Origin of the sequence: Streptomyces sp. WP-1, from assembly GCF_030450125.1 — a bacterium.
In the GTDB taxonomy this organism is placed as follows: Bacteria; Actinomycetota; Actinomycetes; order Streptomycetales; family Streptomycetaceae; genus Streptomyces; species Streptomyces incarnatus.
The window spans coordinates 33,121-59,481 of record NZ_CP123923.1 but is presented as its reverse complement, the minus strand read 5'-3'; the positions used below and the strand labels follow the sequence as shown (position 1 = coordinate 59,481).

The following is a 26,361-nucleotide window of genomic DNA, read 5'->3' as shown; positions in this document are numbered from 1 at the left end:
GGCGTGGAAGCGGCTCTCTGGTGGATGCGGCAGGGCTCGGCACCGGGGTGCGCGGACAGAAAGGGCCGCCCTCATGCCGATGTCACGCCCTGATCGCGTCCTCGCCGGCCAGGAACGGACGCAGCAGGGTGAGCAGGGCGTCCGGTCGGTGCAGTGGAATGATGTGGCCGCAGTCCTCGATGACGTGTCCGATGAGGTCGTCGGTGACCGGGCGGAGCTGGCGTTCCAGCGCGGAGCCGACGGGCCTGGCACCCAGCGCCATGGTCGGCACGGTCAGACGGGCGGTGGCGGTCGCCTGCTCGATCTGCAGTGCGCTCTCGGGCAGGGCCCGGTAGTACGAGAACGCGCGGCTCAGCGCATCCCTGCCCGTGTACGCGCGGACAAAGGCATCCCGGACGGCGGGGGACACTCCGTCGCCGAGCGTACCGGTGCGCAGGAACCAGTCGACATAGGCGGCCTCATGGCCTTGCAGCACGGTCTCGGCGAGTCCGGGCGCGGCGGCGTGGAAGCCGAACCACCACGGCGGGCCGTCGGCGAGGAAGTCCTCGGCGCCGGGCAGCCGGCCCAGCAGGGACTCCATGACGACCAGGCGCCGGACGAGACGGGGGTGACGCAGGGCGAGGAGGAAGGCCGGCGGGGCGCCCGCGTCGATCCCGACGACCGCGGCCGGGGACACGCCGAGCGTGGTGAGCAGCGCGGCGGCGTCGTCGGCCAGGGTGCCGGCGTCGTACCCGGAGGCGGCCCCGCCGCTCGCGCCGAAACCGCGCAGGTCCGGCGCGATGACGCGGTAGCGGTCGGACAGGTCGGCCATGATGTCCGTCCACAGCTCCCAGGTGTGCGGAAAGCCGTGCAGCAACAGGACGGGCGGGCCTGATCCGGCGAGGGCGACGTTCAGTTCGACATCGTTGACAGGGATGCGCCGCAGCTCGGGCACGAGAGGACTCCAGGGGTGGTGAGGAATGGTGACAGGGTCACGCTAGGGAACTACCCTGGGCCGTCCAAGACGGCACTTTCCCCTCAGGTGGTGAGCTGCGGGTGACCACATCCAGGTCCGGTGGACCCGGTCGACGGCCCGGTGCGCGCGGTGATCTGCTGGATCCGCGCTGCCCGACCCGCCGGTTGCTCGACCGCATCGGCACCAAGTGGACGTCGATGGTGGTCAAGGTGCTGGCCGAGGCGGCACCCGGCGAGCTCCGCTTCGCGGAACTGAGGCGCCGTATTCCGGGCATCTCGCAGAAGATGCTGTCGGTCACTCTGCAGAGCCTGGCTCGTGACGGCCTGGTCGCGCGCAGGGTCGAACCGACCGTGCCGCCCGCCGTCCACTACCGGCTCACCGAGCTGGGCCAGTCCCTCGAAGGACCGCTCTCCGCCCTGCGGGTGTGGGCCGAGACGCACATGCCGGAGATCGACCGGAACAACCAGCTCGCCGAAGCCGGGCAGACGTGGCGGGAAGGGGGAGAGGAAGAGTGAGAGCCGCCGGCCCCGGGTCGATGACGGGTTCGAGTACGGCCGCCTCGTGTACGGCCGCCTCGTAGTCGACTGCCGGACTGGTCGTGTCGCGCGGCAACGGCGCGGCGCCTCTCGCGGCGGTTGATCCCGCACCCCGTGCCGCGATCCTGGCGCACCGCCGCCGGTGGGCGTGAGCCCCCCGGGAGCCCGTCCCCCCTGGGCAAGGTCGACCAGGCGTACCGCTGCGACCGCGCGGCACACGTGGAATTCGTCCCCGGGAGGGTACGACTCCGGTACTTGCGGTCAGCGTCTGGAGCCGCAGGAGGGGCAGAAGGCGGCGTCGTCCGGGAGGCTCTGATGGCACGCGGAGCAGCTCGCGGTCTGGGCCAGATGGTGGCCGCAGCCGTGGCAGAACGCGCCGCCTCGGGTTTCCGTACGGCAGTTGGGGCAGACCAGCTGGCGGGGGGTGGTGACGTCGTACCCCACGCCCTGCTGCTGGCCGACGCCGTACGCGCGCTGGGAGACCATGTCGTTCAGTCCACGCTGCTGGGCCGCCTGTGCCTCCGCCGCGGTGTCCGGCGAACACGTCAGGCACAGCCCCTGCCCCTGGTTCCAGCAGCGGGCGCAGACATAGGAGGTGCAGCGCGGGCAGCGGTTGAAATGGCCCTGCGCGCGCTCGATGGCGCGGGTGAAGGCGGCGTCCCGCTGGCTGCCGAAGTTCGCTCCCGCCAGGCCGTCCGCGGCGTTGGTCACGCTCTGGCCGGTGCTGCCGCCGATGATCGACCAGGCGGCACTCACACCCCGGGACAGCCAGCCCGCCATCTGCCCGGCCCGAAACGGTTCGAACGGCGAACGCCAGCAGTCCGAGCAGCGCGAGCACGAGAACTCGAACTGGAAACCCGCGCCGGTGCCTTGCTGGACGCACAGGTCGCGGTGGTTGTTGTTGAAGTAGATCTCGGTGCTCATGACGGCCGCCCCCCACAGAAGTCGCTCCCGGCGGAGAGTGTATAGCCGATGGCCGAAACCGATCAGGGGGGATCACGACTCCGGCCGCGGGCGTGAACACCGTTCGCCCAGCCGGGCCTTGGTGGCGAGACTTCGCCCGGTGTGCGTGGAGCGCCTCCCCGGCCGGTTTGCAGGGGCATGGGCGAGCCGCCCTCACGCCGAACGTGGCGACGAGGTGTCCCGCCGAGGCCGGTGGGCGGCCCGGGTGTTGAGCCCGAGGTGGCGCAGGAGCCGGGCCGTGGCCTGTTCTGCGGAGCGGAGGGCGCCGTAGGTGCTGGAGGGGCCGAAGTAGTCACCCGCGAGCTGGATTCGGGGGTCCCGCGAGCGGCGCCGGCTGTTGAAGGCGCGCAGTTCGGCGTAGCCGCCGGGCGGCCGGACGACGAGGGCGGGGTCCTGGCGGCTGACGTGGCTGGTCAGGACGGTGCTCCGGATGCCGGGGAAGACGCGTTCGGCGGCGGCGACGGCCTGTTCGGTGACGATGTCGTCGGGTGCGTCCCACCAGCGGTCCGTGAAGTCCTGGCGGGGATGGAGGGTCATGAGCCCGCGCCCGTCGTCGACCCGCCCGGTGATCTTGTTGTGGTGGAGTTCGACACCGACGAGTGCGGGGTGCTCCCGCTGGGAGAGGAACAGCGCGAACGCCCTCTCCGCGGGCGGGCGTTCCGTCGCGAGAGAGATGATCAGGGCTCGGGAGTAGGGGACGGAGGCGAGATAGGCGCCGTCCGCGCGGGGAAGGCCGGGCAGCAGAGCCGGAACCTGGGGAGCGGGTACCGCCACGACGGCGGCTTCGGCCTGTTCCGTGTGCGCGCGGCCGTCGGCGTCCTGCCATGTGACGCGGACGCCCTCGCCCTCCGGGCGGACGCGGCGGACGCGGGCGTCGAGCTGTACGGGAACCCGGTGGGCCAGTGTGCGGGTGAGGAGCCCGACCCCCTGGGGGCTGTTGATGTGCGGGACGAGGAGTTTCGCGGTGTAGAACAGCATGTCGGCGGCGGCCAGCCGGTCCGGTGAGGCGAGGACGATGCCCCCGCCGAAGAGCGGCTCGATCAGATAGTCGATCGCTTCCTGGGTGAGATGGCGGTGCGCGTACTCGGTGGCGCTGAGGCCGTCCAGGTAGGTGTTGCGGTCCATGCTGTCCCAGTCGAGACACCGGCGGTGGGCGAGAAACGTCGGCAGCGCGCGGAACACCGCCGCCTTGGTCCGCGCGCCGATCAGACGGGTGCGCAGCAGGTCGGTCCGCGCATGGGTGTGCAGCCGGTGGACGGCGTCACCGCGCTGGAACGCGCAGAGGGTGTTGGCGGGCCCGAACTGGCGGGTGAGGCCGAGTTCTTCGATGAGGCGGAGCATGCCGGTGTAGTTGCGGCCGAGGATGCTGGCACCGGTCTCGATCCGGAACCCGTGGTGGTCGATGGTGCGCATACGGCCGCCGGGCGCGCTGTCGCGTTCGAGGACGCGTACCGACACCCCGGCCTGCTGAAGGCGCCAGGCGGCGGTCAGCCCGGCGATGCCGGCTCCCACGACGATGACGGTGGGCGAAGTGGGCACAGTGATCAACCTGTTCTGTCGTATGGGTGGTCGGCGAGGAGGTGGTGCCAGTACGGCTCGACGGCCGCCGCGCTGCCCCGCACCCAGCCCGTGACGGCCTGGACGAAGCGGTGCTGGGCCTCGGTGAGCGTCATGTCGTCCGCCAGACGGGCCCGTTCGGTCTCGAAGCGGTGCTGGTGTGCCGCGTGGAGCACGACGGTGGCCCGGTACGCCTCGGGCAGGGGCAGCGCGTAGGCGCGGGCGAGGACCGTGACGGCGTTCACGGGGTCTCCGCGTTCGTGCTCGGCGGCGTGACCGAGGAGGTCGTTGGCGAGCGCGCCGAGCAGGAAGGCGAGTTCCGCGAGACCGGTGAGGGAGGCGGGCAGCGGCTCCGCGGCCGGTGGCATTCCGGGGGCGAGCAGGTGCAGGTACATCGGATGGCCGCCCGAGGTGTGGACCCGCTCGGCCAGATAGGTCTCCAGATCCGGGGGAGTACCCGTCGCACGCCACGGAGCCTCCCGCGCACAGCTCTCCACGTACCGGCGCAGTCCGTCCGCGAGCCGCGGGAGCAGCGCGGTGCCGCCCGCGGCCGTGATGCCGGCGCGCAAGGACTTCAGCGCGTTCAGGTGCGCACACGAGCGTGCCCCGGCCGGCAGCCGCCCGGTCAGCAGCACCCCGGGCGGGTCCCAGGAGCGGTGCGCCGCCAGCCGCCGCGTGTCCTCGGCGACCGTGTCGTCGAAGTGGAACACCCAGGCCAGCTGGCGTGCCGTCAACCGGGCCACCCCGAAGGGCACGTCCGGCATGCAGCGGCCGACGAGACGGCCGATCCTCCGGCGCTCCAGCCCCGCTCGCCCGCCGTCGGCCGTCAGACCCGCGCGTTCGGCCCAGGACCGTACGTCCGTCTCCAGCTCCCGGGCCATGGGGTGGTCCCCGGCCGGGGGAGACAGCCTGAGCAGATGGTGCCGGGCGAACGCGGCCAGCGCCCGCGCGTCGTTCCCTGCCGGACCGGTCATGCCCCGAACCTGCGCTGTCGGCGGGCGAACGAGGCGAGCATGGTGTCGAAGGACCTGCGGTCGAAGTCCGGCCACAGCTCCGGGCTGAAGTACAGCTCCGCGGGCGCGCTCTGCCACAGTAGGAAGCCCGACAGCCGCTGTTCGCCCGAGGCGCGCAGGATCAGGTCGCAGTCGGGCAGCCCCCACCGGGCGAGGCGGTCGCCGATCGCCGCGCTGTCGAGGCTCCCGGGCCCGGACTCGGCCAGTACGGCGCGTGCGGCCGCCACGACCTCCTCCCGGCCGTCGTACGCCACGGCCAGGTTGACCGTGAGCCGCCGTGCCGCTCCCGCCGGTCCGGGACTCCGGTCGAAGGAGTCGGGGGAGGGCAGCCCGGCGGCGGCCAGCCGCTCCGGTGATCCGACGACCCGGACGTCCCATGCGCCCGCGGCCCGAACCCGCTCCACGAGCGCGCCGATCGCGTCCAGCATGACGGGCAGTTCGGGACGCTTCACCATGTTCTCCAGCGACAGGGCCCAGACGGTGACCGTCTCCACCCCCGCCTCCTCGCACCACCGCAGCACCTGGACGGTCCGCTCCGCCCCGCGCGCGTACCCCGCCCGGACCGGAACGCCGCGCGCACGCGCCCAGCGCCGGTTGCCGTCCGGCACGATGCCCAGATGCCGGGGGACCGGCCCGCTCAACGCGCCACCGCCAGACGCCGGCCGGGCCCGAGCGGCGCCGGGGCCGTCCGGCCCGCCAGATGCCCCAGCGCCAGGACGGTGAAGACGTCGGCCAGGACGGGCACGGTGAAGACGAACGGCCGGGGCCCGATCGAATCGGAGAGCGCGCCCCGGACCCCGCCGTCGTGCTCGGCCGCCATCAGGAAGGAGACGGCGCCGCGCGCGGGCCCTGGATCGTCCTGCCCGCACACGGCGATCAGACCGTAGGCCGTGGACAGGACATCGCTCTCGTCGCCCTCCCGCATCCCCCAGCCCCCGTCGGGATTCTGGCGCGACAGGACGGCGCCCAGGGCGCGTTGCGCCATCCGCTCGACCCCGGGCGATCTTCCGCCGGGACCGCGGGAGGCGGCCAGCAGGACCCGGAAGACCGTGTGCAGGGTGCTGCTGCTCCAGTCGGGCGGGAAGAACCCGTCGGGGCACTGGAGTTCCGCCAGATAGTCGAGCCCCGCGCGGATCCGGACCTCGTGTCCGGCGGGCCGGAGGGTCAGGGCGTCGACGACGGCGGCGGTCATGCAGGGCTCCGACGGCGCCCCATGGCGGTACGTGGGGAAGCCGCCGTCCGGTCCCGCGACCGACGTCATCGACCGGATCCCCCGCGTGATCGCCTCCTCGTACCGGGCGGCGTCCAGGACATGGAGGAACTGCACGGCGACGGAGGTGTCGTCCACGTCCGCCTGACAGGACGCGTCGGTGTACGACCACCCCCCTCCGGGAAGCTGACGGCCCACCAGGTGGGAGGCCAGCCGGTGCAGCACGTCCCGTGGAGCGCCCGCGCTCGCCAGCGCGATCCCCGCCGTCGCGGTCACCCAGGTGTCGGTGTCGGTCACGAACGGGAGGCCGCCGTCGGCGCGTTGCTGCTCCAGCGCCGCGCGGACGCCATCGGTCACCACCCGGCCCGTACCGGGTAGACGGGACAGGGCGTGCAGCGCGGAGAGGTGCAGCAGCACATTGCCCTCCCACACACCGGTGCCGCGCTGGGTGTCGAGCAGGATCCGTACGTCCTCGTCGTCGACCGCGTGCGTGTTCCCGGTCGCGTGCGCCAGGATCACCTTGCTCGCGGTCATCTGGACGACGGCCCAGGCATGCAGGCCCGAACGGTCGAACGCCGCGCCGTCCCACCCGGGCAAAAACCTTTCGTCCACGGCCGTTGCGAACGCCTGCACGAGCGCCCGCTTGCGTCCGGCCGTGAAGTGCGGGGCGGCCGCCGCCACTTCCTCGACCAGCGCGTCCGTCACGGCGACCGTCCCGCCTTCCAGTACGGCGCGAGCCAGCGCCCGTTCCACCCCGGTGAGCGTGCCGGCTCGTGGCCCCTGCCGCAGGAACCCCCGCATCGCCCCCGACTCCGCCGGGTAGCCGCCGACGCGGTCCAACAGGGCCACGGCCAAGGCCGTTTCGAGCACACGGCTCTCACACGGGTCCCGCAAGGCTCCGTCCGGCCCCACCCGTGCGGCCAGGGCGGCGACCATACGGCCACGCGCCGACGCGCTTCCCGGAGGCATCTCAGAGGCAGGCCAGGTTCTCGCTCCCGACCGGTCCCTCATCCGCATCGACTGGTCCTTCCGTTGATCATTCCGACGGCGGTTCTCCAGTAGAGATCAAGAACAAGGACCGCGAACCGAAGTCGATCCGGTTCACCCGAAAGCGGTACTTGCGGAGGGAGAACGTGGGCCGGAGGGTGCATGATCTGAGGCGCCACGCGGAGAACGGCCGCCGCGGGGAGGCGGAGCCGAGCGGCCGGGACGGAGGCACCGGCACCGTGCGCCGCCGCTGATCCGTGCGGGACGGGGCCGGTGGCTGGAACTCGCTGGGCTCCAACAAGGAGTCGTCCAAGCAGTCGGGACCTGGGCTCATGCCCTGGCCGACAGCGCGCCGAGGACGCCCATGGCGAGGTTCAGGCCGGTGCCGCCGGACCGGGCACAGTGTGTTCGGCGCCGAGTCGATCAGGTCGTACGAGCCCTCCCAGCGGGAGCGCGCCTCGCCCCAGGCGGTGGGGATCTGCTCGGCCGACAGTCACCACCGCCGTCACCGAACCCCGACGCGTGTTGGCCACGGGCGTGGCCGCACCACAGGCGGCGAGGGCTCGGGCGGGGTTGTGCATGGCGGAGGAGGCGATCCCTCATCCGCTCGCGGTCAGGGTGCGGGGATGTACGCCAGGCCGTGGGCGCCGGATTCACCCTCGTGTTCGACCTCCAGGGTGGTGACGACCTTCATCTCCGCCAGGTCGACCACCGTCACCGTGCTGTCGAGGATGGCGGCGACGTAGCCGAGCCGGCCGTCCGGCGAGGAGGTGATGGTGAGGGGGAAGGCTCCGACGGGGAGTCGCCCGCGCGGCTCTCCCTCGGCGTCGGAGATGTGGAGCACGCCGCCTTGCTGCGCGCCGAGGGAGGCTCCGTCGGATCCGGCGGTCACCCGGAGTTCACCGGCCAGCAGCAGGCCCTGGGACGTCGTGTGCACGGGGAAGACCACGTTGTCGGTGGCGAGGGTCCGTACGGTCCGGCCGGTTGCCGTGTCGATGATCCGGACCCCCGCTCCGGGCACCGTCCCCGGGTGGTAGTCCCCCTTGGGCGCGGCGACGTACACGTGACGGCCGTCGGGTGAGATGTCGATGCCCTCGCTGCCCGGTACCGCGATCGGCTCCAGCGACTCGCCGGTCTCCAGGTCCGCGACGGAGACGAAGGGCGCTTCCTTGTTGGCGGAGTAGGCCCGGCGGCCGTCCGGGGTGAGCGCGAACCAGTGGGGCCCCGGGGCGTGCACCGGGACCCGCCGTACCCGCTCGCGCGTGTCGGCGTCCAGGGCGAGCAGGCCGCCCGTCTCCTCGGCGGTGGCCTCGACGCTGATCCAGATCAGGTCGCGCACCGGGTCCAGCCGGATGTCGTGCGGGGCGTGGTCGGGGGCGAGGTCCACCGTGTCCACGATCCGGCGGGCGTCCGCGTCGATGACCACCAGTTCCCGGGCCCGGCCGGCGTTCGCGTGGTAGTAGCCGGAACGGTAGGTGATGCTGGCGTAGAGCAGTCGCCTGGCCGGGTCGTAGCACAGCTCGTGCGGCTGGCTGGGGAGGGCAAGCGCGCCGAGCCGGCCGTGGCCGACGGCGTCGAAGAAGGTGACGGTGGAGCTGCCCTGGCTCACCACCGCGAGCATGTCGCCCGTCCTCGGCGACCGGGTCTCAGCGGCGGTGGCGGCGGCCGTGGCGGCCGAAGAGCGGGCTGTGTCAGGTGTGTTGGTCATGAACCCAAGCCTGGCAACGGACGTCGATTGACTCCAGTGCAAGGTACGCAAGGATGGCTTGCGTCAGACGCAAACGAGCTGGCGGGGGGCCGAGCCGACCCGCCGTTCAGTGAGAGGAGTCACACCGTGATCTCGGTCGTCCACTCGTCCGCCGACGTGCCGCATCCGGGTTCGCTCGACCTGAACCTCCTGGTCACGCTGGACGCGCTGCTGGAGGAGGGAAGCGTCACCGGCGCCGCCGAGCGGCTGCGGCTGTCGGCGCCCGCCGTGAGCCGTACGCTCGGCAGGATCCGCACGGTCCTGGGCGACGCCGTCCTGGTGCGGGCCGGCCGCAACCTGGTCCCCACGCCGTACGCCCTGGAACTGCGCCCGCGCGTACGGGTGTTGGTGGAGCAGGCCCGGACGGTCCTGGCACCGCAGCCGGCCGCCGACCCCGCCGAACTCACCCGGCGCTTCACTCTCCAGGCCAACGAGATGATCCTGACCGCCTTCGCCGCACAGCTGATCGGAACCGTCTCGCGCCACGCGCCCGGCGTCGTGCTGCGTTTCCTCCCCGAGGCATCGGAGGAGACCCCGGCGCTGCGGGACGGCCGTCTGGACCTGGAGATCGGAGTGCTCGCGCGCCCCGAGCCCGAGATCCTGGTCGAACCTCTCGGTGGGACGCGGCTGGTGGGCGTGGTCCGGCCCGGCCATCCCGTGCTGGAAGCGGTCGGGCAGGGCAAGCGCGCCTTGGCACGGGCGTTCGCCGCCGCCGACCACATCGGTGTGTCCCGGAAGGGCCGGGTGCACGGCCCGGTGGACGAGCGCCTGGCCGAACTGGGCCTGCGGCGGCGCGTGGTGGCGACCCTGCCGAGCTACACCGCCGCGCTGTTCCTGTGCCGGGAGACCGATCTGGTCTGCCTCACCCCCGTCGGCGCCGCCGAACACTGCCCGGCCGCATTGGGGCTGTGCACCTTCGAAGTCCCGGTGTCACTACCGCCCTTGGACATCGGTATGGCCTGGCACCCGCGTGACGACGCCGACCCGGCCCATCGGTGGCTGCGTGACCGGGTACGAGAGGTATGGCGGTCGGCGCCGGACCCCGCCGGGCGGCCGTAGGACCGCAGCCCACCGGGCCCGGGTACCTGCCACGGTTACGCCGTCATGCCGTCATGCCGTCATGCCGTTACGGCCGTACCGCCACGGCATCCACCTCGAACAGCATCCCCGGCAGAGCGAGCGAGGCCGCCCCGCTCAGTGTCTGGGCCGGCGGCCTGTCCCCGAACCGGGCGTGCAGTTCCTTGCCGAGGACGTTCAGCTTGTCCAGGTCGTGCTCCATCACGAAGGTGCCGAGGCGACCACATGCTGGTATCCGAGCCCCGTACCGGCCGGCGCCGACCGCAACCGGTCGAAGGCCAGGGCGACCTGAGCGGCGAAGTCCCCGCGGACAGGCACGGCCAAGGCCGACCACCAGTGCTTCGCCTACGACGGCAACCGGCGCCCGAGCGAGACTTGGTCCCCGAAGACGGGCGCGTCAGCCCAGGCCCCGTCTGATGGACCGGTCCGGCAGCGGCGGGGGACCCGCCGCGTGAGCACCGTGAGCCTGCCGAGGTGCTGGACCTCATGGCCGTACTCAATGGGGCCGAGCACGCCTCGCCCTCCCCGAATCAGTCACCGTGACCGCCCTGACGCGCGCGGCGCCGGATGCCATGTCCAGGTGCTCCCCGCGATACCGGCGTCTCACCTCTCACCTCTCACCAGAACTGCCGCAGATTGAAGCTCCGCAGAGAGACATGGCTCGCGGGCTCGGTCGAGCTTCTGGCGTACAGGAGCGGCATCGGCGCTCGGGCGGAGCCGTACGCGGCGCTCCAGGCCAGCCACTGGTACGCGTCCCATCCCCGTTCCATGCCGATCCCCACGCCGTCCTTCTCCAGCGTGGTCAGGGCCAGGCGGTGGTGGAAGGCGACGTCGTAACGGGCCCGGACGTCGAGCGATTGGCGTTGGTGCCGGTCGAACCAGTGGAGCGCCGACACACCGCGCTCACTGGGGGTCTCGGAGTCCTTGTGCCGCCTGAGCAGATGGTCGATGTCCAGCGGCGCGTCCCGCATGAACCGCGCCATCTTCCCCTTCGCGTCCTCGACGGCCGAGTCCAGCGTCCCCCCGCTTCTCCAGCGCGGATCGGTGGGCGCACCGGTCCAGCCCGGTCCGAACGCCTCCTCCATGTCCCGCTCCACCACCTCGCTGAACGGGTCGAGCGGGGTGAACCGGAAACACGTCGCCGAGACGGCGTTGTGCCGCGCCAGGACCGCCCGTATGTCGTCCGCGTGCTGGTCGAGGGTGCGGAGGAAGTGTTCCAGCTTTCCTTCGCGCGCGTAGTGCAGGAAGACGAGGGAGTTGACGGTGCCGGCGGCCCGGTCGGTCGCCGTCTGCTGGGAGACGCTGACCGTACGCCGCGTCGCCCGCGAGTTGTCCAGCAGCGCGGCCACGAACGCGACCATGCGGGTCGCGCCCGTCGGGCTGACGTGCTCCGGAAGGACCGGATTGCTCACGCCGGCCCGGTGCGCGCACAGTCCGATCTCCACATCGAGGGCCGGCCGCTCCTCCAGCAGCGCCGACAGGAAACGCGCGCCTTCCGGATAGCGGTTCGCCTCCGGGTTGAACGTCTGGCTCTGCCGGCTGAAGCGGAAGCCGGCGGTCATGGCGGGGACCAGCGCCAGCATGCGTGACACGGTGAGAGCGCTTCGATCGGGCTTCGGCAGCCGGTCCAGCAGCTCCCGCCCCTTGATGATCTCCTCCCGCAGGGCGATCTGCCCGCTGGAGGCGTAGATCATCGCGGCGATCGCCGCCTCCCACCGGCGCGGCCGCTTCAGTGCCAGGGGGTGGATTCCCACCATCTCGTCCGCGGACGGGAGTTCGGGATCGACGGCTTCGGTCTGGGCGCGGAGAGCGCACAACTCCGCGATCTCCCGCACGTCGATGCTCGAACCGTTGTAGCGGCTGAGCGCCTGCGACCTGGAGAAGTCCCAGAACGTGATCTCATCAGCCATCCCTGTGCATCCTTCTGCTCGTCGATCGTCCTGCTCGTCGATCGTCCTGGTCGTCGATCGTGCTGCTCGTCCATGCTGTTCGTCGGTCGTCCCGGCCGTCAGCCGTCGCGCCGTCCGCGCAGGACGAGGAAGTACCCTGCGGCCGCCAGCGCGCCAAGCGCCGCGCTCACGCCCCACAGGGTGGCCGGGCCCACGGTGTCCAAGGCGTATCCCGAGGCCGCCGGCGCGACGCACGCCGCCGCGGACCAGGCGAAGCTGTACATCCCCTGGTAGCGCCCGTGCGCGTGGCCCGGCACGAGGTCGGCCACGGCGGCCATGGCGGTCGGGGCCACCAGGATCTCGCCGACCGTCCACACCACGACGGTCAGGGCGTACGTCCACAGGGAGGCCGCCATGGCCGTCATCCCCAGCCCCCCGCCCAGCAGCAGCGTCCCGACGGCCAGGGGGCCCGCCGGACCGAGCCGCCCGAGGATCCGCCCCGCGGGCAGTTGCAGCGCCACCACGAGAAGGCCGTTGAGACTGATGACCAGGCCGTAGTCGCGTGCGCTGAGGCCCGCCCGTGTCATGGTGAGCGGCAGCGCGGTGCTGACCTCCTGCATCAGCAGCCCGACCAGGAAGGTCACGGCCACGAAGGCGAGGAAGCGTCGCCCTCGCGACAGTTCCCCCGCCTCCGTGCCCCGGTGGGTGTCCTCTCGGTGCCGGGCCGGATCGGGACGCGTCTCGGGCACCGCGAGGTACACGGTCAGCGCGCACACCACGGTCAGGGCCGCCTCACCGAGGAACAGCAGGGTGTATCCGCGCTGCGCCAGCACTCCGGCGAGCGCGGCGGAGACCGCCACGCCGATGTTGACGGCCCAGTAGACGAGGGAGAAGGCCCTGACACGTGCCTTCGCGGTGACCATGTCGGCCACCACGGCTTGGACGACCGGCCGGGAGGCGTTCCCCGCCAGGCCGACCAGGCACGCGGTGACCGCGAGCGCGGCCCGCCCCTGGGTGAACGCCAGCGTCCCGGTGCCGAGGGCGCTCAGGAGCTGAGCACCCAACAGCGTCTGCCGCCGGCCGAACCGGTCGGCGAGCAGGCCGCCGACGATCGAGCCGACGGCGCCGCCGACACCGTACAAAGTGGTGACGAGCCCCGCGAAGGACGCCGAGTAGCCCCGGTCGAGCGTGACGTACAGCGACAGGAACACGACGACGAAGCCGCCGAGCCGGTTGACGAGCGTGGCGGTCCACAGCCACCAGAACGCGCGCGGCAGCACCGGCCCGGCGGCAGTCGCCTCGCGTGCCGCACTCTGGGCATTCGCGGTCACGGTACGACGGACTCCTGCCGTCCGCCGCCGGGCCCGGCGACCCGCACCGGTCCGGCGGCGGATACGAGGTGGCCGGTGCTCATACGGCGGCCATCGCGTTGCCGATGTAGTTCGGCAGCTTGACGAGCCGCTGCCACAGGTCGTCGAGGCTGACCGGATAACGCTCCCGGTAGCGCCGCGTCACCGCCTCCACCTCGGCCCACGAAGCGGGCATGGCACCGCCGTTGTAGTCGGCCGCCAATTCGTCGTAGAGCGGGGTGCCGGGGCGCAGGAAGAGCTGGTTGAGCCCGAAGTATCCGGGCAGCGAGGCGGCCCAGTCGACCACTTCGCCGCTCAGGCAGGCCGGGTCACCGGGCAGGCCCAGCAGGATGAAGGCGAACGGTGTGATCCCGGCCGTCGAGAGCCGGCGGATCGCCGCGTCGATCTTCTCCGCCGGGACACGTTTGCCGACGCCGGTCTCCGCGACGGCCGGCGACTCGGCGCCCAGCCACATCCCGTTGCATCCCGCGGCGGCCCACAGGTCCACGTCCTGGCGCAGGACCACCTCGGCCCGGCTCTGCCCGCTCCAGCCCAGATCCAGACCCCGTCCGACGAGTCCGGTGCACAGCTCCTTGTAGAAGGTCGGGTGCAGACCGAAGACGTAGTCGAGGAAGAACAGCGAGTCGACGCCGCGTTCGCGCATCGCCGTGATCTCCGCGAGCGTGCGCTCCACGGGCTCCGGGCGCATCCGTGTGCCGAACGGAAGATGGCAGAACGTGCATCCATAGGTGCAGCCGCGCACGCCCAGCACCATGCCGCACGGCCCGCGCCTGACCCGCCCGCCGGTGAACGTCTCGGCCGTGTAGGCCGTCAGGTCCAGCAGGTCGTAGGCGGGCAGGGGCGCTGCGTCGAAGTCCAGCGGCGGATACGTCCCGCTCAGCGGCAGCTCGCCCAGCACCGGTTTGCCGCTCAGCAGCTCCCGTACGCCGTGCACCGCCGCCGCGTCCGCCTCGCCGCGTGCCACGTGGTCCACGCCCAGCTCGCGGAGCGTGGCCGTGGGCAGTTGGGTGGCGTGCGGGCCGACGGCGAGGACGGTGGCCCCCGGCCAGGTCCGCCGCACCTGTTCCACGGCGGTGCGCACCGGGCCCAGATCGAGGGGGTAGCACTGGGCGCGGTCCGCGATCGCCGTGACGACGACGGCCACGTCGACCGCGTCGACGCGGGGCGCCTCGCCGCTCAGACGACGGTCCCAGACGACGACGTCCACCCCGTCCCGTGCGAGGAAGGCGGCCGCGTTGGCCACATCCAGGGGAAGCTGCAGGAAGTCACGCTCGAACTCGTCGTCGGCGACGACGAAACTCACACTGGTCATGCCGGCTCCGGGGTCATGGGGGCGGATGGGGTGGGTGACGACTCAAAGACCGATGCCACCTGGGTGACGGCGCCGGTGCGCGCCGCCTCGTACACCGCGAGCACGGTCAGCAGGGCCCTGCGGCCCTCCTCGCCGTCGACGGCGGGAGTGCGGCCCTCGGCGATCGCGTCGCAGAGATCGAGGAGTTGGTCGCCGTGCGGCGAGGGGAGCAGTCCGCTGGCGTCCCGCTGCTCGGCGGGAGCGGCCGGTCGGCGCTCGGCGGCCTGGTTGCCCGCTCCGTAGGCACCGTAGGCGGAGGTGTCGTCCTGCGGTCCGGCGGCGTGGAACCAGGTGAGTTCGTCGTTGTCGATCAGGGCGCTTCCCCGGTCGCCGTGGACCGTCAGGCGCGTGGTGCGCCCCGGATACGCCGCGGTCGTCGCCAGCAGGGACGTCAGGGCACCGCTGGCATGCCGCAGACTCGCGGTGACGACGTCCTCGACCTCGATGCCGCGGTGCCCCTTGAGGGCGGTGTGCGCGGCCACCTCGACGACCGGGCCCATCAGCCACTGGACGAGGTCGACGGCGTGCACCCCTTGGTTGAGGAGCGCGCCACCGCCGTCCAGCGCCCGGCTGCCGCGCCAGCCGCCCGAGTCGTAGTACGACTGGCCCCGCCACAGGGGGACTTCCACCAGCCCGGACGTCAGCGTCCCGAACTCCCCGGCGTCCAGGGCGGTACGCAGCGTCCGGGAGGCGGGGTCGAAGCGGCGCTGGCTGATGACGGCCAGGGCGCGCCCGGCCTGTCGTGCGCCGGCGATCAGCCGGTCCGCCGCTCGGGCGGACACGTCGATGGGCTTCTCCACGACGACGTGCTTGCCCGCGGCCAGTGCCCGCAGCCCCAGCTCGGCGTGGAGGCCACTGGGGGTGCACACGCTGATGACATCGATATCAGAGCGCTCGATCAGGGCGGCGATGTCCGTCGCCTCGCTGCCGGTCTCCTCGGCCAGCCGGTGTGCGCGCTCGGGTGAGGGCGATGCGACGGCGACGAGCCGCGCCCGTTCGGCGAGCGGGGCGTAGGAGTTGAGCACCCGGGCGTGCAGACCGCCGATGACACCGCAGCCGATGACGCCGAAACGAAGCCTGCTCATACGGCGCCTCCGCTCAGCCGTCCGGCCGCCGCGGCGGCGGTCGCAGGAACGTGCCGGAAGTGGCCCGCCAAGGCGCTGATGCGGTGCACGGGCCGCAGGTCGACCGGGGGCAGCGGCAGGTCGCCCAGCAGCCGGGCCACCGCGGTGCGCAGGGCGTTGTCCATGGGGGAGTCGTTCACCAGCGTCTCCTGGCAGCCGCCCGGCAGCTCGGCCGTCAGCCGGTGGGTGTTACTGGGCAGCCGGCTGCCGTCCGGGAGCGCTACGGGGTCCATCTCCGCCGTGAACAGCGCCGGGCCGACCTGGAGTTGGGCGAGCCGTCGGCGGCCGCCGGTGGAGTGGCCGAAGGGACGGGCCCAGTCGGGGACGTCGGTGTCCTCCAGCGCGTCGCCGACGACCGACGAGTACAGCTCCAGCTCCACGCCGTCCGCCACCACGGCGCGTTCCCGGGCGGCCGTGACGAAGTAGTCCTCGTGGACGACGCCCCGTACGTCCTCGACCGGGCTCTCCACGTAGGCGCGGTAGACGTCGGACGGCAGCAGCCGGCTCGCCACCGCCAGCATGTGCGGCCACTCGTAGCCGAAGACGCCGTGGTCGCGGTCGACGAACCGGCCCGCCTCCATGTCGGGCCGCCGGTCCTTGCTGAAGGCGACGCGCACAGCCGTCACCGGGTGGTCCGGCATGTGATGGCGCCGCAGGTCGTCCAGCAGGCGCAGCGCGTGGGCGTGCCGGTACTGGTTCATCACGACCACGCGCGCCCCGGGATGCCGCTCCAGCAGGTCCAGGAGGCGGGGCACGTCCTGTACCCGGCAGGCCGGTTTCTCCATGATGACGCGGGCCCGCGGGTCACGCTCCAGGACCTGTGCCAGGACGTCGACGTGTGCCTGGGTGGGTGTGCAGAGCGACCACAGGTGCACGGGGCCCGCCATGTCCCGCACGGTGGCGCTGTGTTCGACGGGCTGCCGGCGGTGGACGCCGAGGGGCGTGCCGGTCAGGGCCGGGTCCACGGCGCACACGCGCAGACCGGCGGCTTCCAGGAGGCGGTGGTGCAGTTTGCCGGCCACTCCGTAGCCGACGACGCACACGCGGGGCAGGTCACTCATGCGCGTCCCCACCGTCCTCGACGCCGCCTTCGGCCGGCTGGGCGGTGTCGGCGAGATACGTGTCGTAGTACGCGTCGAACAGCCCCGCGCCGCGCACCACTTCGTCCACGATCCCGAGGTGGATGCCGGGCGCCAGGTCCGCGGCGGTCCGGCACAGGTGCTTGGCGGTGACCAGGGTGGCGGCGCGGTAGGCGTCATAGCCCCGGTTGGGGATGCCCTCGTAGGTGTAGAGGTTCAGGGACCGGCCGTCGCCGAGGAGGACGGCCGAGCGGCCCTCGGGCAACGTGTAGCGGACCCCCACGCCGGGGACGTCCGACGCCGTCGTGGCGACGCGGCGCTCGCTGAGCAGGCTGAAGTCCCGGGTGGCGAATCCGGCGAGGAGCACGCCGTCGGGCAGCAGTGCCAGGTCGGCCTCGGTGAGCGCGTCCTCGCCGGTGGTCCCGATGATCAGGAAGGGGCGGGCGCGCCGCAGCGCCTCATGGGCCGAGCGGCTGGTGTCGAAGCCCTCCTCGGCGGCGCGTACGAGGGCGAGGAGGTCGGTGTCCACGACGGTGACGCGGCATCCGGTCGCACGCAGGGCCCTTGCGACCCGGGCGCCCAGAGTGCCGAAGCCCAGGGTCAGCACCCGCCGGCCGACGAACTTTTCCCCCGGCACGATGGCGCGCAGCCGCCGCACGCAGGAATCGGCGATCTCGTTGTAGGCCAGGTGCGTCTTGACCTCGGAGCGCGCCATGTTGAGGACGGGCAGGCTCATGTCGGTGGCCGCCGATATGCGTTTGAGGCCGCTGACGGTCAACTCCAGTGCGGCGTCCGGCTGTTCGGTGACCAGTCGTTCGCTTGCGGAGCCGAGGGCGATGATGCCGCCGTCGTCGACCATGAGCACGCGCCGGCCCTCGGCGTGTGCCGCCCGGATGAAGGCGTCCACGTCGGAGCCCACCTCGCGCGCCCGGCGGACTTCCTCGTCGGTGGCGGTGCCGTTCACGACGGAGTTGTCGAGGGTCGCGCTGCGGTAGCCCCGGGACAGGAACCAACCGTGCACACGGTCCCGGCGCAACGTCTTGTCGCCCTTGTCCAGGGCGTAGATCCACTGCGGTGCGAACCCGGCGCGTTCGGCGGCCAGCAGGAAGCCGACGCTGTTCTCCACGTAATGGTCGCGGAATATCAGCGCCCAGTCGGCGAGAGCGCTCTCCTCGGTGGCATACCGGCGCAGCAGCGGCATCGCCTCCCACAGTCTCGCCACCTCGGCCTCGCTGAAGGCGGCGCCTTCGCTCCGCAGGGCCTCGGCCAGCGCCCGGGCGACCGCGGCCGGCGTCGGATCGTCCGGCCGGACGCTCTCCGTCAGCACGGCCGCGCGCCAGCGCGGGGTGGGCGGATCGCTGTGCTCCAGCGAGTGCGGCGCGGAGTCCGGCTCGGGCGTGAACTGCACCGTGACGAAGCCGGTGCCGGTGTCCACGGTGTGCGCGTAGCCGCCGTCGTCGAGGGCGACCACCTCATGGCCCTCCGGACGCGGCTCCGCCGAATCCGGCCATCGCCTCAGGTGCAGGCGCAGCAGGACGTCCGAGGACCAGTGGCCGCTGATCACGGCGTGGAGCCGCGCGGTGGCGCCGGCCCGCGGCAGTTCGTCGCCGTTCGGGGACGTGCCCATCAGAGCGTTGAACGTCATGTGCACACTCCTTCGTCACCCGCGTCCGGGCACACGGAATCGCGGGTGTCATAAGTGGGTAACGGATATGACGGCGAAATGAATTTCTTCAGCAGGTTCGCCCGAACACCACCTCTGCCGGGCAGAGGAGGGCCAACGGCCCGAAAGCCGCAGCTGGACGCGGAGCGCTGTCGGGTACCTTCCTTGAGCCTGGAATTCCCTCCCGGGCGGAGCTGATCTGGATGACGGGGCGGGCGAGGAAGACAGTCGCCGTACGCCCCTTGTTTCGGGACCGGGTGGGATCATGCGCCGTGATCCGCACTGCATGTTCACGACCTGATGCCGTGCGTGTCAACCACGAGACTGCACCGATCTCGCGTTCGTTTGGGGAAGGCAATTCAGGTATGTCCGGATGTAAGGGGTCGGTGCACCCCGGATTTCACCGCACCGAGGGAACGAAGTGTTCCGTTCCATGGAATGGCCGATTCTCATTCTCGCTGGCTCGTTCCAGTCCATCGAGTGCCCTCGCATGGTGAGTTCATTGAGGGCGCACCCCGCTCGGTCGCCACACGAAACGCCGGTTTCTCCGGTGCGCTGACGCTTCTCGTAGGGGTGGACGATCCCGGCGAATTAAATAACCTGTAACACAGTCGGCAACCACGGCTAAGACGCCGTTTCACTTGGCCAGGCGGACGCCGGTGTCTGCCACGTCTCCCACGAGCCTCGCTCGGAGAGGGTGCCCCGTTCGCGCGAAGGTGGTCCAGGGCCCGCCCGGGCCGCAGAGCCGAGGATGTCGTCGCGAGTGCGAGTGGGTGCCCCGAGTGCCAGCGGCCGGGTGAGGACGGCGATCGCATACCGCCGGCTGTCGGGAAGGTGGCCACGCCGACGTCGTTGCCGATGCCGCCCGGCACGGTGCCCGACTTGGATGGGACCAGCACTCCTGGCCCGAAGCCGGTGGAGATTCTCCGGGTGAGATGCTGCTGCCCTATCACCCGGCGCGGGTCCGGGCATGCTTCGTCCAGCCCGGCGGCCGGGACCATGAGCGTGGACGGCGGAGGAGAGGGGATGATGGCGGAGGACGTCGACGCCGCCGTCCGTTGCTCATGCTCGAAGGCCTCACCCCCGAGCGCGGCGCCGTGATTTGCGTCGGCTATCACTCGCGGGTCAGCGCGCTCGGCGTGCTGAGTCACAGCTCCATGGGGCAGGGGATCGAGGACAAGTAGCTGGACGGCCGGCCCGCGGGCGAGATCGGACTGGCCCACGCCGCCGCGGCCGCGATCGGTGTTCCGGTGGCCGTCCTCACCGGTGACGACTTCGCCTGCGCGGAGATGACGGAGCGGGACGCCTCGGTGAGGGCCGGGGCCGTGAAGTACGGGGATTCCCTGGGGCACCTCGTCGGTCACGCGGACCGTCCAGGCGCGGGCGACCTGCCCAGCCTTCATCGGCTGTTCGGCGTGTGGATACGAGTGGCAGCCTCCCTGGCCGACCAGCCACCGTACTGCTGACCGCCGTGGCATCGGCTGGTCGCTGACGCGACTCGCCCCATAACGGGGTTCGCGTCCTATCGTCCGCGAAGCGGAGAAAAAGTCTCCTTTTGTGGTTCATCGTGAGGGGAGCACGCCATGACGAGCGCGCTGGCTGTCCGGACCGTGATCGACGGCACGGAGTACACGCAGGACGACATCCGCCGATGGGAACTGGGCCGCTCCCGCGCGGCGCTCACCCTGCTCAAGGCGCGGGTCGGGGACGACCTGATGAGGGAGCTGCTCACCGGACATTCGTGAGTCGGACCAAGCGATGGCACCACTGCTCGACACCTCGGGCGGCGAGTGGCGATCCGCTGTAACCGAGATGGAGATCGACGGCATCGACGCGGACGAATTTCCTACCTGGTGGCAGGGCCGGCTCGCAGGCGCTGACCGAGCCGCTCTGCTCGCGGCCAACCCGGAGCACTACCTCGCCGACTCCACCGACGACACGGTCGAGATCATCGAGACCATCGGCTTCGGGCCACTGCGCTTCTTTCTCGCCTTCCACGACGGCGTGCCGATCGAGGGCGAGGGGCACGAAACCTACCCCGTCCGGATCGGCGGTACCGGTCGGCTCGCCGACGGCACCGAAGTCGCCCGTGTCATGCATGAGTTCGTGACGGCCGGCACGGGTTGCGTATCCGCCTGACGATCCAGATTCCCGCGAGTACCCCGGAGCACGTCTTCACCGGCCACAAGTGGCACTTCGCATGCGAGTTCCTGAACTGGCTGGAGGCCGCCGCACGCGGCTCAGTGACGACGACCGGACAGCGGTGGGGGTGTCCTCACATTCGGCTCCCACCGCCGCACTCCCTCCGGCGCGCACCACACACGACCGGGGCCATCCCCCCCCGGCGGCAGCGAGGGCATACCCTCCTTCGCTCCGACGCGGCGGCTGGCGGGGGAGGGGAGGGGAGATCCTGGCGTGCCCCTCTCCGCCGCCGTGAATGTGCGGTGTGATGGCGGCGGTTGGGTATCAGCGGGTATCTGTGCGCTGCCGACGGCGTCGGGGCGAAGCCGTACGAGCTCCTGCGCCTGGCCGCGCAGCGCGCAATCCCGGCATCGAGCCGTCGTCCCGGAGAAGACCGACCAGGCCGCCAATCGGAGGAGGAAGGGCTCAGGAGGCGGTCGGCCTGCGAGTCATGACGCCGAGCTCTACAAGGTGAGGAGCACCGTCTAGGGTCTGTTGTGAAAGTGCTGGTCACAGCCACTCGTTGATGGCTGCGACCAGCACGGTCGCTTCGTAGCGGACGGCGAGTTTGTCGTACCTTGTGGCGACGGCCCGGTGGCGCTTGAGCCGGTTGATCCCGCACTCGACCGCGTGCCGCTGCTTGTAGTCGTCCTTGTCGAACTTCGGCGGCCGCCCGCCATGCGATCCGCGCTTGAGGCGGTTGCGGACCCGGTCCGCCGGCACCGGGATGGTGGCCTTGATCCCGCGTCTGCGCAGGTAGGAGCGATTGCCGCGCGAGTCGTACGCCTTGTCGGCCCGGACCCGGTCCGGGCGCTTGCGCGGCCTGCCGGGCCCCAGGCGAGGGACCCGGATGGCCTCCAGGACCGGCTCGAACTGCGGGGAGTCACCCCGCTGCCCTGCCGTGATCACCACCGACAAGGGCTTCTGCCCCTGCTCGACCGCGAGATGGATTTTGCTGCTCAGTCCGCCGCGGGACCGTCCGAGACCGTGGTCGGCCGGCTCGACGAAGACCCCACCGGGCGACTCCTTCTGCAAGTCCCCCTTTTCACCGCCCCGGCGGCGTGCTGATGGGCCCGGCAGACCGTCGAGTCGACGTTCACGTCCCAGGTGATCAGGCCCTTCGCGTCCGCCTCGGCCTGGAGCTGAGTGAGGATCCTCGCCCAGGTGCCGTCCCGCTGCCAGCGCCGGAACAGGTCATAGACCCGGTCCCACGGCCCATAACGTTCGGGCACGTCCCGCCACGGAGCACCGGCCCGGGTCCGCCACCGTATGCCGTCTATCAGCTGCGGCCTCGACCACACCTGCGGCCGGCCCGGCTTGATGCCCGCGGCAGCAACGGCTCAAGCCGGGCCCACTGCCCATTCGTCAGATCCCCACGTCCCACAGAACGTGATCATCAACAAACAAGATCCACTTTCGCAACAGACCCTAAGCGTCTCAATGATCTGGACCAAAGACCGCACCCGAGCCGCCCATTGATCACAATCAGACAGGCGCCCTGGGGGTTGTCCGGCGACTTCAAGAAGTCGTCCCCGCGGGGGCGGGGGTCGCTCTCCGGTACCGCGGCCCGCACCTGCCGGCCCTCGGCGATCGCCTGCTGGTACATGTCGGGCACCGCGTTAGTTGTCGTCACCCAACCTGGGTCTCGGGCCTGTGGCTGACCCAGGAGGTCAAGGTCACTCGTAGTCAGGCAGTGTGAGCGCGCTGTATGTGGCGTGCTCGGGCTCGGCGGGGAGGGCCGAGAGCGTGCGGAGGGCCGCGTTGCGTTCCTGGAGGGACTCCTCGGTGGCGGGGAAGAGGGCCGTGTCGCCGCCGTTCGCGAGTTCCTGGTTGAGGGTCACGAACGGCCGCAGCACCCTGTCGTAGGCGTCGAACGCCTCGGCGTGGTCGGTGTGCGTGGCCAGCTCTCCGGCCAGGACATACGCGCCGACCAGGGCGAGGCTGGTGCCCTGCCCCGTCAGGAACGACGGGGCGTAGGCGGCGTCGCCGACCAGCGCGACCCGGCCCTGGGACCAGCTCGTCATCCGTATCTGGCTGATGGCGTCGAAGAACAGGTCCTCGGCGGCACGCATCCCGGCGACCATCCGCGGAATCTCCCAGCACTCGTCCGGGAAAGCGGCGGCGACCAGTTCGCGTTGCGCGTCCAGGTTGCGGAAGATGTCGAAGGGCAGGTCGGGGCGCCTGAAGGAGAGCAGCCCGAACACCTGCCCGCCGGAACCGGCGGCGTAGAGGGCGGCGCGCTGGCTGGGGGTGTTCCACAGCATGCCCTCGTGGGAGAGACCGAGGTGGTTGGGCACGGTGAAACCGGCGAAGCACGCGCCGAGGTAGTGGTGGAAGGGCTCCTCGGGGCCGAAGATCAGTCGGCGGGTGTGGGAGTGGATTCCGTCCGCCCCGATGACGATGTCGAAGGTGTGGCGGGCGCCGCTGCGGAAGGTCACCGCGATGCCGTCGGGGCGGTCGTCGAGGGTGGCGATGGAGTCGTTGAACATGAACGTGACGGATTCGCGGACGGCGTCGTAGATGGTCTCGGTCAGGTCACCGCGCTGTACCTCGAGGTCTCCGTCCGCGCCGATCGCCATACTCTCGGCGCTCAGGGCGGCGATGGTGCTGCCGTCGGTGTCCACGAACGTGATGCGATGCGTGTTGACATGGGCCTTCTGCAGCTGGGGCAGGATGTCCATGCGCCGCACGACCTCCAGGGCGGTGCCGCGGATGTCGATGGGGTAGCCGCCGCCGCGCACGGTGCCTGCCTTTTCGACGACGGTGACGTCGAAGCCGTGACGGTGCAGCCAGTAGGCGATCGCAGGGCCGGCGATACTCGCGCCGGAGACGAGGACGGAGCGGTTGCGGCGGGGGCGGTGTGTCTCGGTCACGTTCAGTCTTTCGGGTTTGTCGGTGTTTTCTGGAGGTGCGCCTTCGGCGGGACAAGCTTTTCGGGGTACTGCTCCGCGCGGGTCGTGTCGGCGAGCACTACAGCCCTGCCCTGCCGGTGGCCCAGTACGGCCTCGTGGTGATGGCGCGGCGCGACAGGTTCAGGCTGTCGGTGAGCACCCGCCGCTGGCGCTGGATCGACTGGGCGTGGCCCAGCAGCACGGCGCCGTCGAGGTTCCTGAACTCATCGTCGCCGACGGCCCGTTCGAGCCAGGACTGCAGTGCGTCGCCCGGCGCTCCCGCGGCGGCCAGGAAGCGGAACCGGGGCCGGCGGTCGGCGAGGGGCTCGACGGCGTCCGCCGGTACCTCGACGGCCACGATCGGTGCATCACTGCCTTGGGCGTAGGCGTCGAGGGTGCCGAGGGCGCAGCCGTCGCCGAGGTAGAGGCGGCGGGTTCCGTGCTCACGTAACGGCCGGTGGCGCCCGGCCAGCACCGTCGTGCGACTTCCGACGCGCAGTCGGCGTATCCACGCCGTGCCGGGCCCTTCGGCCTCGGTGGCGGCGAGGATGCCGATGCGCTCGGAGTCCGTGCCGCCCACTGTTTGCACGGTGTAGCGGCGCCCTTGGGTGGGGGTGGCGCGGACCTGTATCTCGTGGCCGGGATGCCAGCCGCCGGGCGGCGGCTCGGCGTGCAGTTCCAGCTTGAGGAAGCCGGGGGCGGGCTCACTGGCGTCGAGCAGATGAGCCGGCCGCCCCAGGACGGATTCGACGAGGTTGGCGATGACGGCGGGCGCTTGTGGCATGGGGGATTCCTCTTCAGGAGGTCCTGGCGGTGGTGCCGCGTCGAAACTACACCGTGCAGTGCAGTAAGTAAACTGTGCAGTGTAGAATGCCCTTCGGAGGTGGAAGTGAAATCTGTCGGTATGGAGAAGACGGTGCGCGAGGGGTCCTCGGAAAAGCGGAAGGCGATCCTCGCCGCCGCCCGGGACCTGTTCGTCCACGAGGGTGTGGACCGCGTCAGCATGGATGCCGTCGCGGCCCGGGCTGCCGTCTCGAAACGCACCGTGTACGACTACTTCGGCGACAAGCGGCGCCTCTTCCTGGCCATCCTCTCCGACGTGTCCGAATCACTACTGGCCACGGGGCGCCGGGCACTTGAGGAGCACCTCCCGGAAGACGCGCCGATCACGACGGTGCCGCAACTGGAGGCGGCGTTCACCGCGTTGGCGATCGACCTCGGCGTGACGGTCGTCGGCTCTGCCGACTACTCCGCCGGGTTCGCCCTCGTCGCCCAGGAGCGTCTGCGGACGCCGACGACCGAGGACGACATCGAGACGGCGCCGATGCAGGCAGCGCTCGCGGAACGCATCGCCCACTTTGTCGATGCCGGGCTCTTGGACACGGACAACCCGCGCCTGGCCGCCGATCACTTCGGCGCCCTGACTCTCCTGTTGGCCTATGAACGCCAACCGGTCCCCGCCAACGCCGACCCCGATCAGATCCGCCAGACCATGATCGACGGAGCCCACGCGTTCATCCGCGCGTACGCCACGCGCTGATTCGGCTAGGGGGGCGGAGTGTCGGCACTCGTGCAGGTCCCAGCCGGTGCCCGGCCCCCCGTGCGGCGGTGTGCTCATCGAGGAGGGCGCGGGCCTGGCCGTAGGAGAGGCGGCCCAGGCCGGTATCCGGGCACATGCCACGCGGGCTGACCACCTTCCCCGGTCCGGGGCGGTGGTGGGTGACGAAGACCGGGCTGCGGGCGCGGCCGCACAGGAGCCGGGCAGGGTCGGCGTCCCAGCAGACGGTCTCCAGGACGAAGTCCTCGCGCGCTCGACCGCGGCGGCAGACCTTGCTCCGCGCGCCCTTGGCCTTCACCGGGCGGCGAGGTCCAGGTCCTCGATGTTCACGTGGCCTGGGCCGTTTCGGTGGACTCCACGATCATGCGCGCTCACCAGCACGCGGCCGGAGCGCGCAAAAGGGGCGCCGATCTGTGAGCCGGACGACCACGCCATCGGCCGCTCCCGCGGCGGACTGACCACGAAGATCCACCTCGCGGCCGCCGGCCGGTGCCCGGCTACTCACGTTCGTCCTCACCGCCGGACAGGCCGGCGACGCACTCGCCTTCACGGACGTCATGGCCCGGCCGCGCGTTCCCCGCCGCCGTGGACGCCCCCGTACCAGGCCGGACATGATCCTGGCTGACAAGGGCGTACTCCTCTTGCGAGATCCGGTACCACCACCTGCGCAGACGCGGTATCAGCGCGGTGATCCCGGAACGGGCCGATCAGCGGATCAACCGGATGCGGCGCGGACGGGCCGGCGGCAGCCCGTCTGCCTTCGACCAAGCGGCGTACGAACACGCAGCACCGTGGAGCGGTGCATCAACCGCTTGAAGCAGTGGCGCGGCGTCGCCACCCGCTACGAGAAGACCGCGACCGTTTACCTGGCCGGACTCCATATCGCTGGCACCTTCCTCTGGTCCGCGCGCTGACCCAAACGAAACCGCCTATAGGCCTGGCCCCCAGACCGCCACCATTTTCTGCGGATCGGAGCGTGCGATCGTCAGTTGCGCTGTCATATCCAGGCCCGGAGCTTCCCAGAGAGGTCTGACAGACGGCCCACTGTTCGTAACAGGCCCTCAGGCGTCGACTGGGCAGCGTCGATGGCCATGCCTGCCCTGCAGGCTCCGGCTTGGGCCGTCGCTGACTCCGCCACCGAGTTGCCCTGTCGGCCGGACAGATCCCGCAGCTTCGCAGGCCCTCCGTACGACCCACCGTGCCGTGTTGC

The 26,361-nt window shown here is 71.3% G+C and carries 20 protein-coding genes and 5 pseudogenes; 8 read left to right on the top strand and 17 right to left on the bottom strand.

All coding sequences use genetic code 11. The annotated features are described in order from the left end of the window. Positions 1-82: 82 nt before the first annotated feature. On the bottom strand, positions 83-934 hold the full coding sequence (locus QHG49_RS00300) for an alpha/beta fold hydrolase (protein ID WP_301486634.1): 852 nt from the start codon (positions 932-934) through the stop codon (positions 83-85). Positions 935-1,035: 101 nt separating this feature from the next. Between QHG49_RS00300 and QHG49_RS00295 the strand changes: the two genes are divergently transcribed. Continuing rightward, on the top strand, positions 1,036-1,470 hold the full coding sequence (locus QHG49_RS00295) for a helix-turn-helix domain-containing protein (protein ID WP_301486632.1): 435 nt from the start codon (positions 1,036-1,038) through the stop codon (positions 1,468-1,470). 282 nt (positions 1,471-1,752) lie between these two features. Here QHG49_RS00295 and QHG49_RS00290 read toward each other — a convergent pair whose 3' ends face one another. The 6 genes from QHG49_RS00290 to QHG49_RS00265 form a co-directional block, all read right to left on the bottom strand. Then, positions 1,753-2,415: a zinc ribbon domain-containing protein gene (locus QHG49_RS00290; protein ID WP_145490956.1), complete on the bottom strand. Its 663-nt coding sequence runs from the start codon at positions 2,413-2,415 to the stop codon at positions 1,753-1,755. 192 nt (positions 2,416-2,607) lie between these two features. After that, complete coding sequence (locus QHG49_RS00285) at positions 2,608-3,993, bottom strand: NAD(P)/FAD-dependent oxidoreductase (protein WP_301486629.1); 1,386 nt, start codon at positions 3,991-3,993, stop codon at positions 2,608-2,610. Positions 3,994-3,998: 5 nt separating this feature from the next. Then, positions 3,999-4,985: a terpene synthase family protein gene (locus tag QHG49_RS00280; protein ID WP_301486627.1), complete on the bottom strand. Its 987-nt coding sequence runs from the start codon at positions 4,983-4,985 to the stop codon at positions 3,999-4,001. Then, complete coding sequence (gene uppS, locus QHG49_RS00275) at positions 4,982-5,665, bottom strand: polyprenyl diphosphate synthase (protein WP_159697510.1); 684 nt, start codon at positions 5,663-5,665, stop codon at positions 4,982-4,984. The genes QHG49_RS00280 and uppS overlap by 4 nt, the downstream gene beginning before the upstream one ends. Further along, positions 5,662-7,083, bottom strand: a complete 1,422-nt coding sequence (locus tag QHG49_RS00270; RefSeq protein ID WP_301486623.1) for a prenyltransferase/squalene oxidase repeat-containing protein — start codon at positions 7,081-7,083, stop codon at positions 5,662-5,664. The genes uppS and QHG49_RS00270 overlap by 4 nt, the downstream gene beginning before the upstream one ends. Positions 7,084-7,834: 751 nt before the next feature. Further along, the gene (locus QHG49_RS00265) at positions 7,835-8,929 is read right to left on the bottom strand and encodes a YncE family protein (RefSeq protein ID WP_301486621.1); all 1,095 of its coding nucleotides are present in this window, start codon (positions 8,927-8,929) and stop codon (positions 7,835-7,837) included. Between the two features lie 126 nt (positions 8,930-9,055). On the opposite strand from QHG49_RS00265, the gene QHG49_RS00260 reads away from it, so the two are divergent. Beyond that, the gene (locus QHG49_RS00260) at positions 9,056-10,027 is read left to right on the top strand and encodes a LysR family transcriptional regulator (RefSeq protein WP_301486619.1); all 972 of its coding nucleotides are present in this window, start codon (positions 9,056-9,058) and stop codon (positions 10,025-10,027) included. Between the two features lie 67 nt (positions 10,028-10,094). On the opposite strand, the pseudogene QHG49_RS00255 reads toward QHG49_RS00260, so the two are convergent. From QHG49_RS00255 to QHG49_RS00225, 7 genes and pseudogenes are all read right to left on the bottom strand, one after another. Then, positions 10,095-10,360 (bottom strand): annotated as a pseudogene (locus tag QHG49_RS00255) (RidA family protein); the annotation flags it as partial. A gap of 302 nt (positions 10,361-10,662) precedes the next feature. Further along, positions 10,663-11,955, bottom strand: coding sequence for a hypothetical protein (locus QHG49_RS00250; protein WP_301486617.1), 1,293 nt, complete (start codon positions 11,953-11,955; stop codon positions 10,663-10,665). 98 nt (positions 11,956-12,053) lie between these two features. Continuing rightward, positions 12,054-13,265 carry an MFS transporter gene (locus tag QHG49_RS00245; protein WP_301486615.1) on the bottom strand — a complete coding sequence of 404 codons (1,212 nt, stop codon included), beginning with the start codon at positions 13,263-13,265 and terminating at the stop codon, positions 12,054-12,056. 79 nt (positions 13,266-13,344) lie between these two features. After that, positions 13,345-14,616, bottom strand: a complete 1,272-nt coding sequence (locus QHG49_RS00240) for a radical SAM protein (RefSeq protein ID WP_301486613.1) — start codon at positions 14,614-14,616, stop codon at positions 13,345-13,347. Then, entirely contained in the window at positions 14,613-15,740 is a 1,128-nt protein-coding gene (locus tag QHG49_RS00235; protein WP_301486611.1) for a Gfo/Idh/MocA family protein, read from the bottom strand. The genes QHG49_RS00240 and QHG49_RS00235 overlap by 4 nt, the downstream gene beginning before the upstream one ends. After that, complete coding sequence (locus QHG49_RS00230; RefSeq protein WP_236576139.1) at positions 15,737-16,840, bottom strand: Gfo/Idh/MocA family oxidoreductase; 1,104 nt, start codon at positions 16,838-16,840, stop codon at positions 15,737-15,739. The genes QHG49_RS00235 and QHG49_RS00230 overlap by 4 nt, the downstream gene beginning before the upstream one ends. Beyond that, positions 16,833-18,503, bottom strand: a complete 1,671-nt coding sequence (locus QHG49_RS00225; protein WP_244320390.1) for a hypothetical protein — start codon at positions 18,501-18,503, stop codon at positions 16,833-16,835. Before QHG49_RS00225 ends, QHG49_RS00230 begins: the two co-directional genes overlap by 8 nt. Positions 18,504-19,456: 953 nt before the next feature. Here QHG49_RS00225 and QHG49_RS00220 point away from each other — a divergent pair. The 4 genes and pseudogenes from QHG49_RS00220 to QHG49_RS00205 all read left to right on the top strand — a co-directional run. After that, positions 19,457-19,987: pseudogene (locus QHG49_RS00220) on the top strand (M55 family metallopeptidase). Positions 19,988-20,104: 117 nt separating this feature from the next. Further along, entirely contained in the window at positions 20,105-20,266 is a 162-nt protein-coding gene (locus tag QHG49_RS00215; protein WP_159697496.1) for a hypothetical protein, read from the top strand. 13 nt (positions 20,267-20,279) lie between these two features. Further along, positions 20,280-20,660, top strand: coding sequence for a hypothetical protein (locus tag QHG49_RS00210; RefSeq protein WP_145490980.1), 381 nt, complete (start codon positions 20,280-20,282; stop codon positions 20,658-20,660). Positions 20,661-21,077: 417 nt separating this feature from the next. Beyond that, positions 21,078-21,188 (top strand): annotated as a pseudogene (locus QHG49_RS00205) (IS5/IS1182 family transposase); the annotation flags it as partial. Between the two features lie 24 nt (positions 21,189-21,212). Here QHG49_RS00205 and QHG49_RS00200 read toward each other — a convergent pair. From QHG49_RS00200 to QHG49_RS00190, 3 genes and pseudogenes are all read right to left on the bottom strand, one after another. Continuing rightward, positions 21,213-22,086, bottom strand: a pseudogene (locus QHG49_RS00200) (IS5 family transposase). A gap of 292 nt (positions 22,087-22,378) precedes the next feature. Continuing rightward, positions 22,379-23,575, bottom strand: a complete 1,197-nt coding sequence (locus QHG49_RS00195) for an FAD-dependent monooxygenase (protein WP_301486603.1) — start codon at positions 23,573-23,575, stop codon at positions 22,379-22,381. A 97-nt stretch (positions 23,576-23,672) separates the two neighbouring features. Then, positions 23,673-24,377: a hypothetical protein gene (locus QHG49_RS00190; protein ID WP_301486601.1), complete on the bottom strand. Its 705-nt coding sequence runs from the start codon at positions 24,375-24,377 to the stop codon at positions 23,673-23,675. A gap of 120 nt (positions 24,378-24,497) precedes the next feature. On the opposite strand from QHG49_RS00190, the gene QHG49_RS00185 reads away from it, so the two are divergent. Together QHG49_RS00185 and QHG49_RS00175 are read left to right on the top strand one after the other, a co-directional pair. Beyond that, on the top strand, positions 24,498-25,133 hold the full coding sequence (locus tag QHG49_RS00185) for a TetR/AcrR family transcriptional regulator (RefSeq protein WP_145490987.1): 636 nt from the start codon (positions 24,498-24,500) through the stop codon (positions 25,131-25,133). Between the two features lie 348 nt (positions 25,134-25,481). Next, positions 25,482-26,065: pseudogene (locus QHG49_RS00175) on the top strand (IS5 family transposase); the annotation flags it as partial. Positions 26,066-26,361 lie beyond the last annotated feature (296 nt).

Coding starts and splice junctions, on each gene's coding strand:
- QHG49_RS00290 (WP_145490956.1), bottom strand. CDS start 2,415: ATGAGCACCGAGATCTACTTCAACAACAACCACCGCGACCTGTGCGTC.
- QHG49_RS00280 (WP_301486627.1), bottom strand. CDS start 4,985: ATGACCGGTCCGGCAGGGAACGACGCGCGGGCGCTGGCCGCGTTCGCC.
- QHG49_RS00265 (WP_301486621.1), bottom strand. CDS start 8,929: ATGACCAACACACCTGACACAGCCCGCTCTTCGGCCGCCACGGCCGCC.
- QHG49_RS00250 (WP_301486617.1), bottom strand. CDS start 11,955: ATGGCTGATGAGATCACGTTCTGGGACTTCTCCAGGTCGCAGGCGCTC.
- QHG49_RS00240 (WP_301486613.1), bottom strand. CDS start 14,616: ATGACCAGTGTGAGTTTCGTCGTCGCCGACGACGAGTTCGAGCGTGAC.
- QHG49_RS00235 (WP_301486611.1), bottom strand. CDS start 15,740: ATGAGCAGGCTTCGTTTCGGCGTCATCGGCTGCGGTGTCATCGGCGGT.
- QHG49_RS00230 (WP_236576139.1), bottom strand. CDS start 16,840: ATGAGTGACCTGCCCCGCGTGTGCGTCGTCGGCTACGGAGTGGCCGGC.
- QHG49_RS00225 (WP_244320390.1), bottom strand. CDS start 18,503: ATGACGTTCAACGCTCTGATGGGCACGTCCCCGAACGGCGACGAACTG.
- QHG49_RS00215 (WP_159697496.1), top strand. CDS start 20,105: ATGACGAGCGCGCTGGCTGTCCGGACCGTGATCGACGGCACGGAGTAC.
- QHG49_RS00210 (WP_145490980.1), top strand. CDS start 20,280: ATGGCACCACTGCTCGACACCTCGGGCGGCGAGTGGCGATCCGCTGTA.
- QHG49_RS00190 (WP_301486601.1), bottom strand. CDS start 24,377: ATGCCACAAGCGCCCGCCGTCATCGCCAACCTCGTCGAATCCGTCCTG.
- QHG49_RS00185 (WP_145490987.1), top strand. CDS start 24,498: ATGGAGAAGACGGTGCGCGAGGGGTCCTCGGAAAAGCGGAAGGCGATC.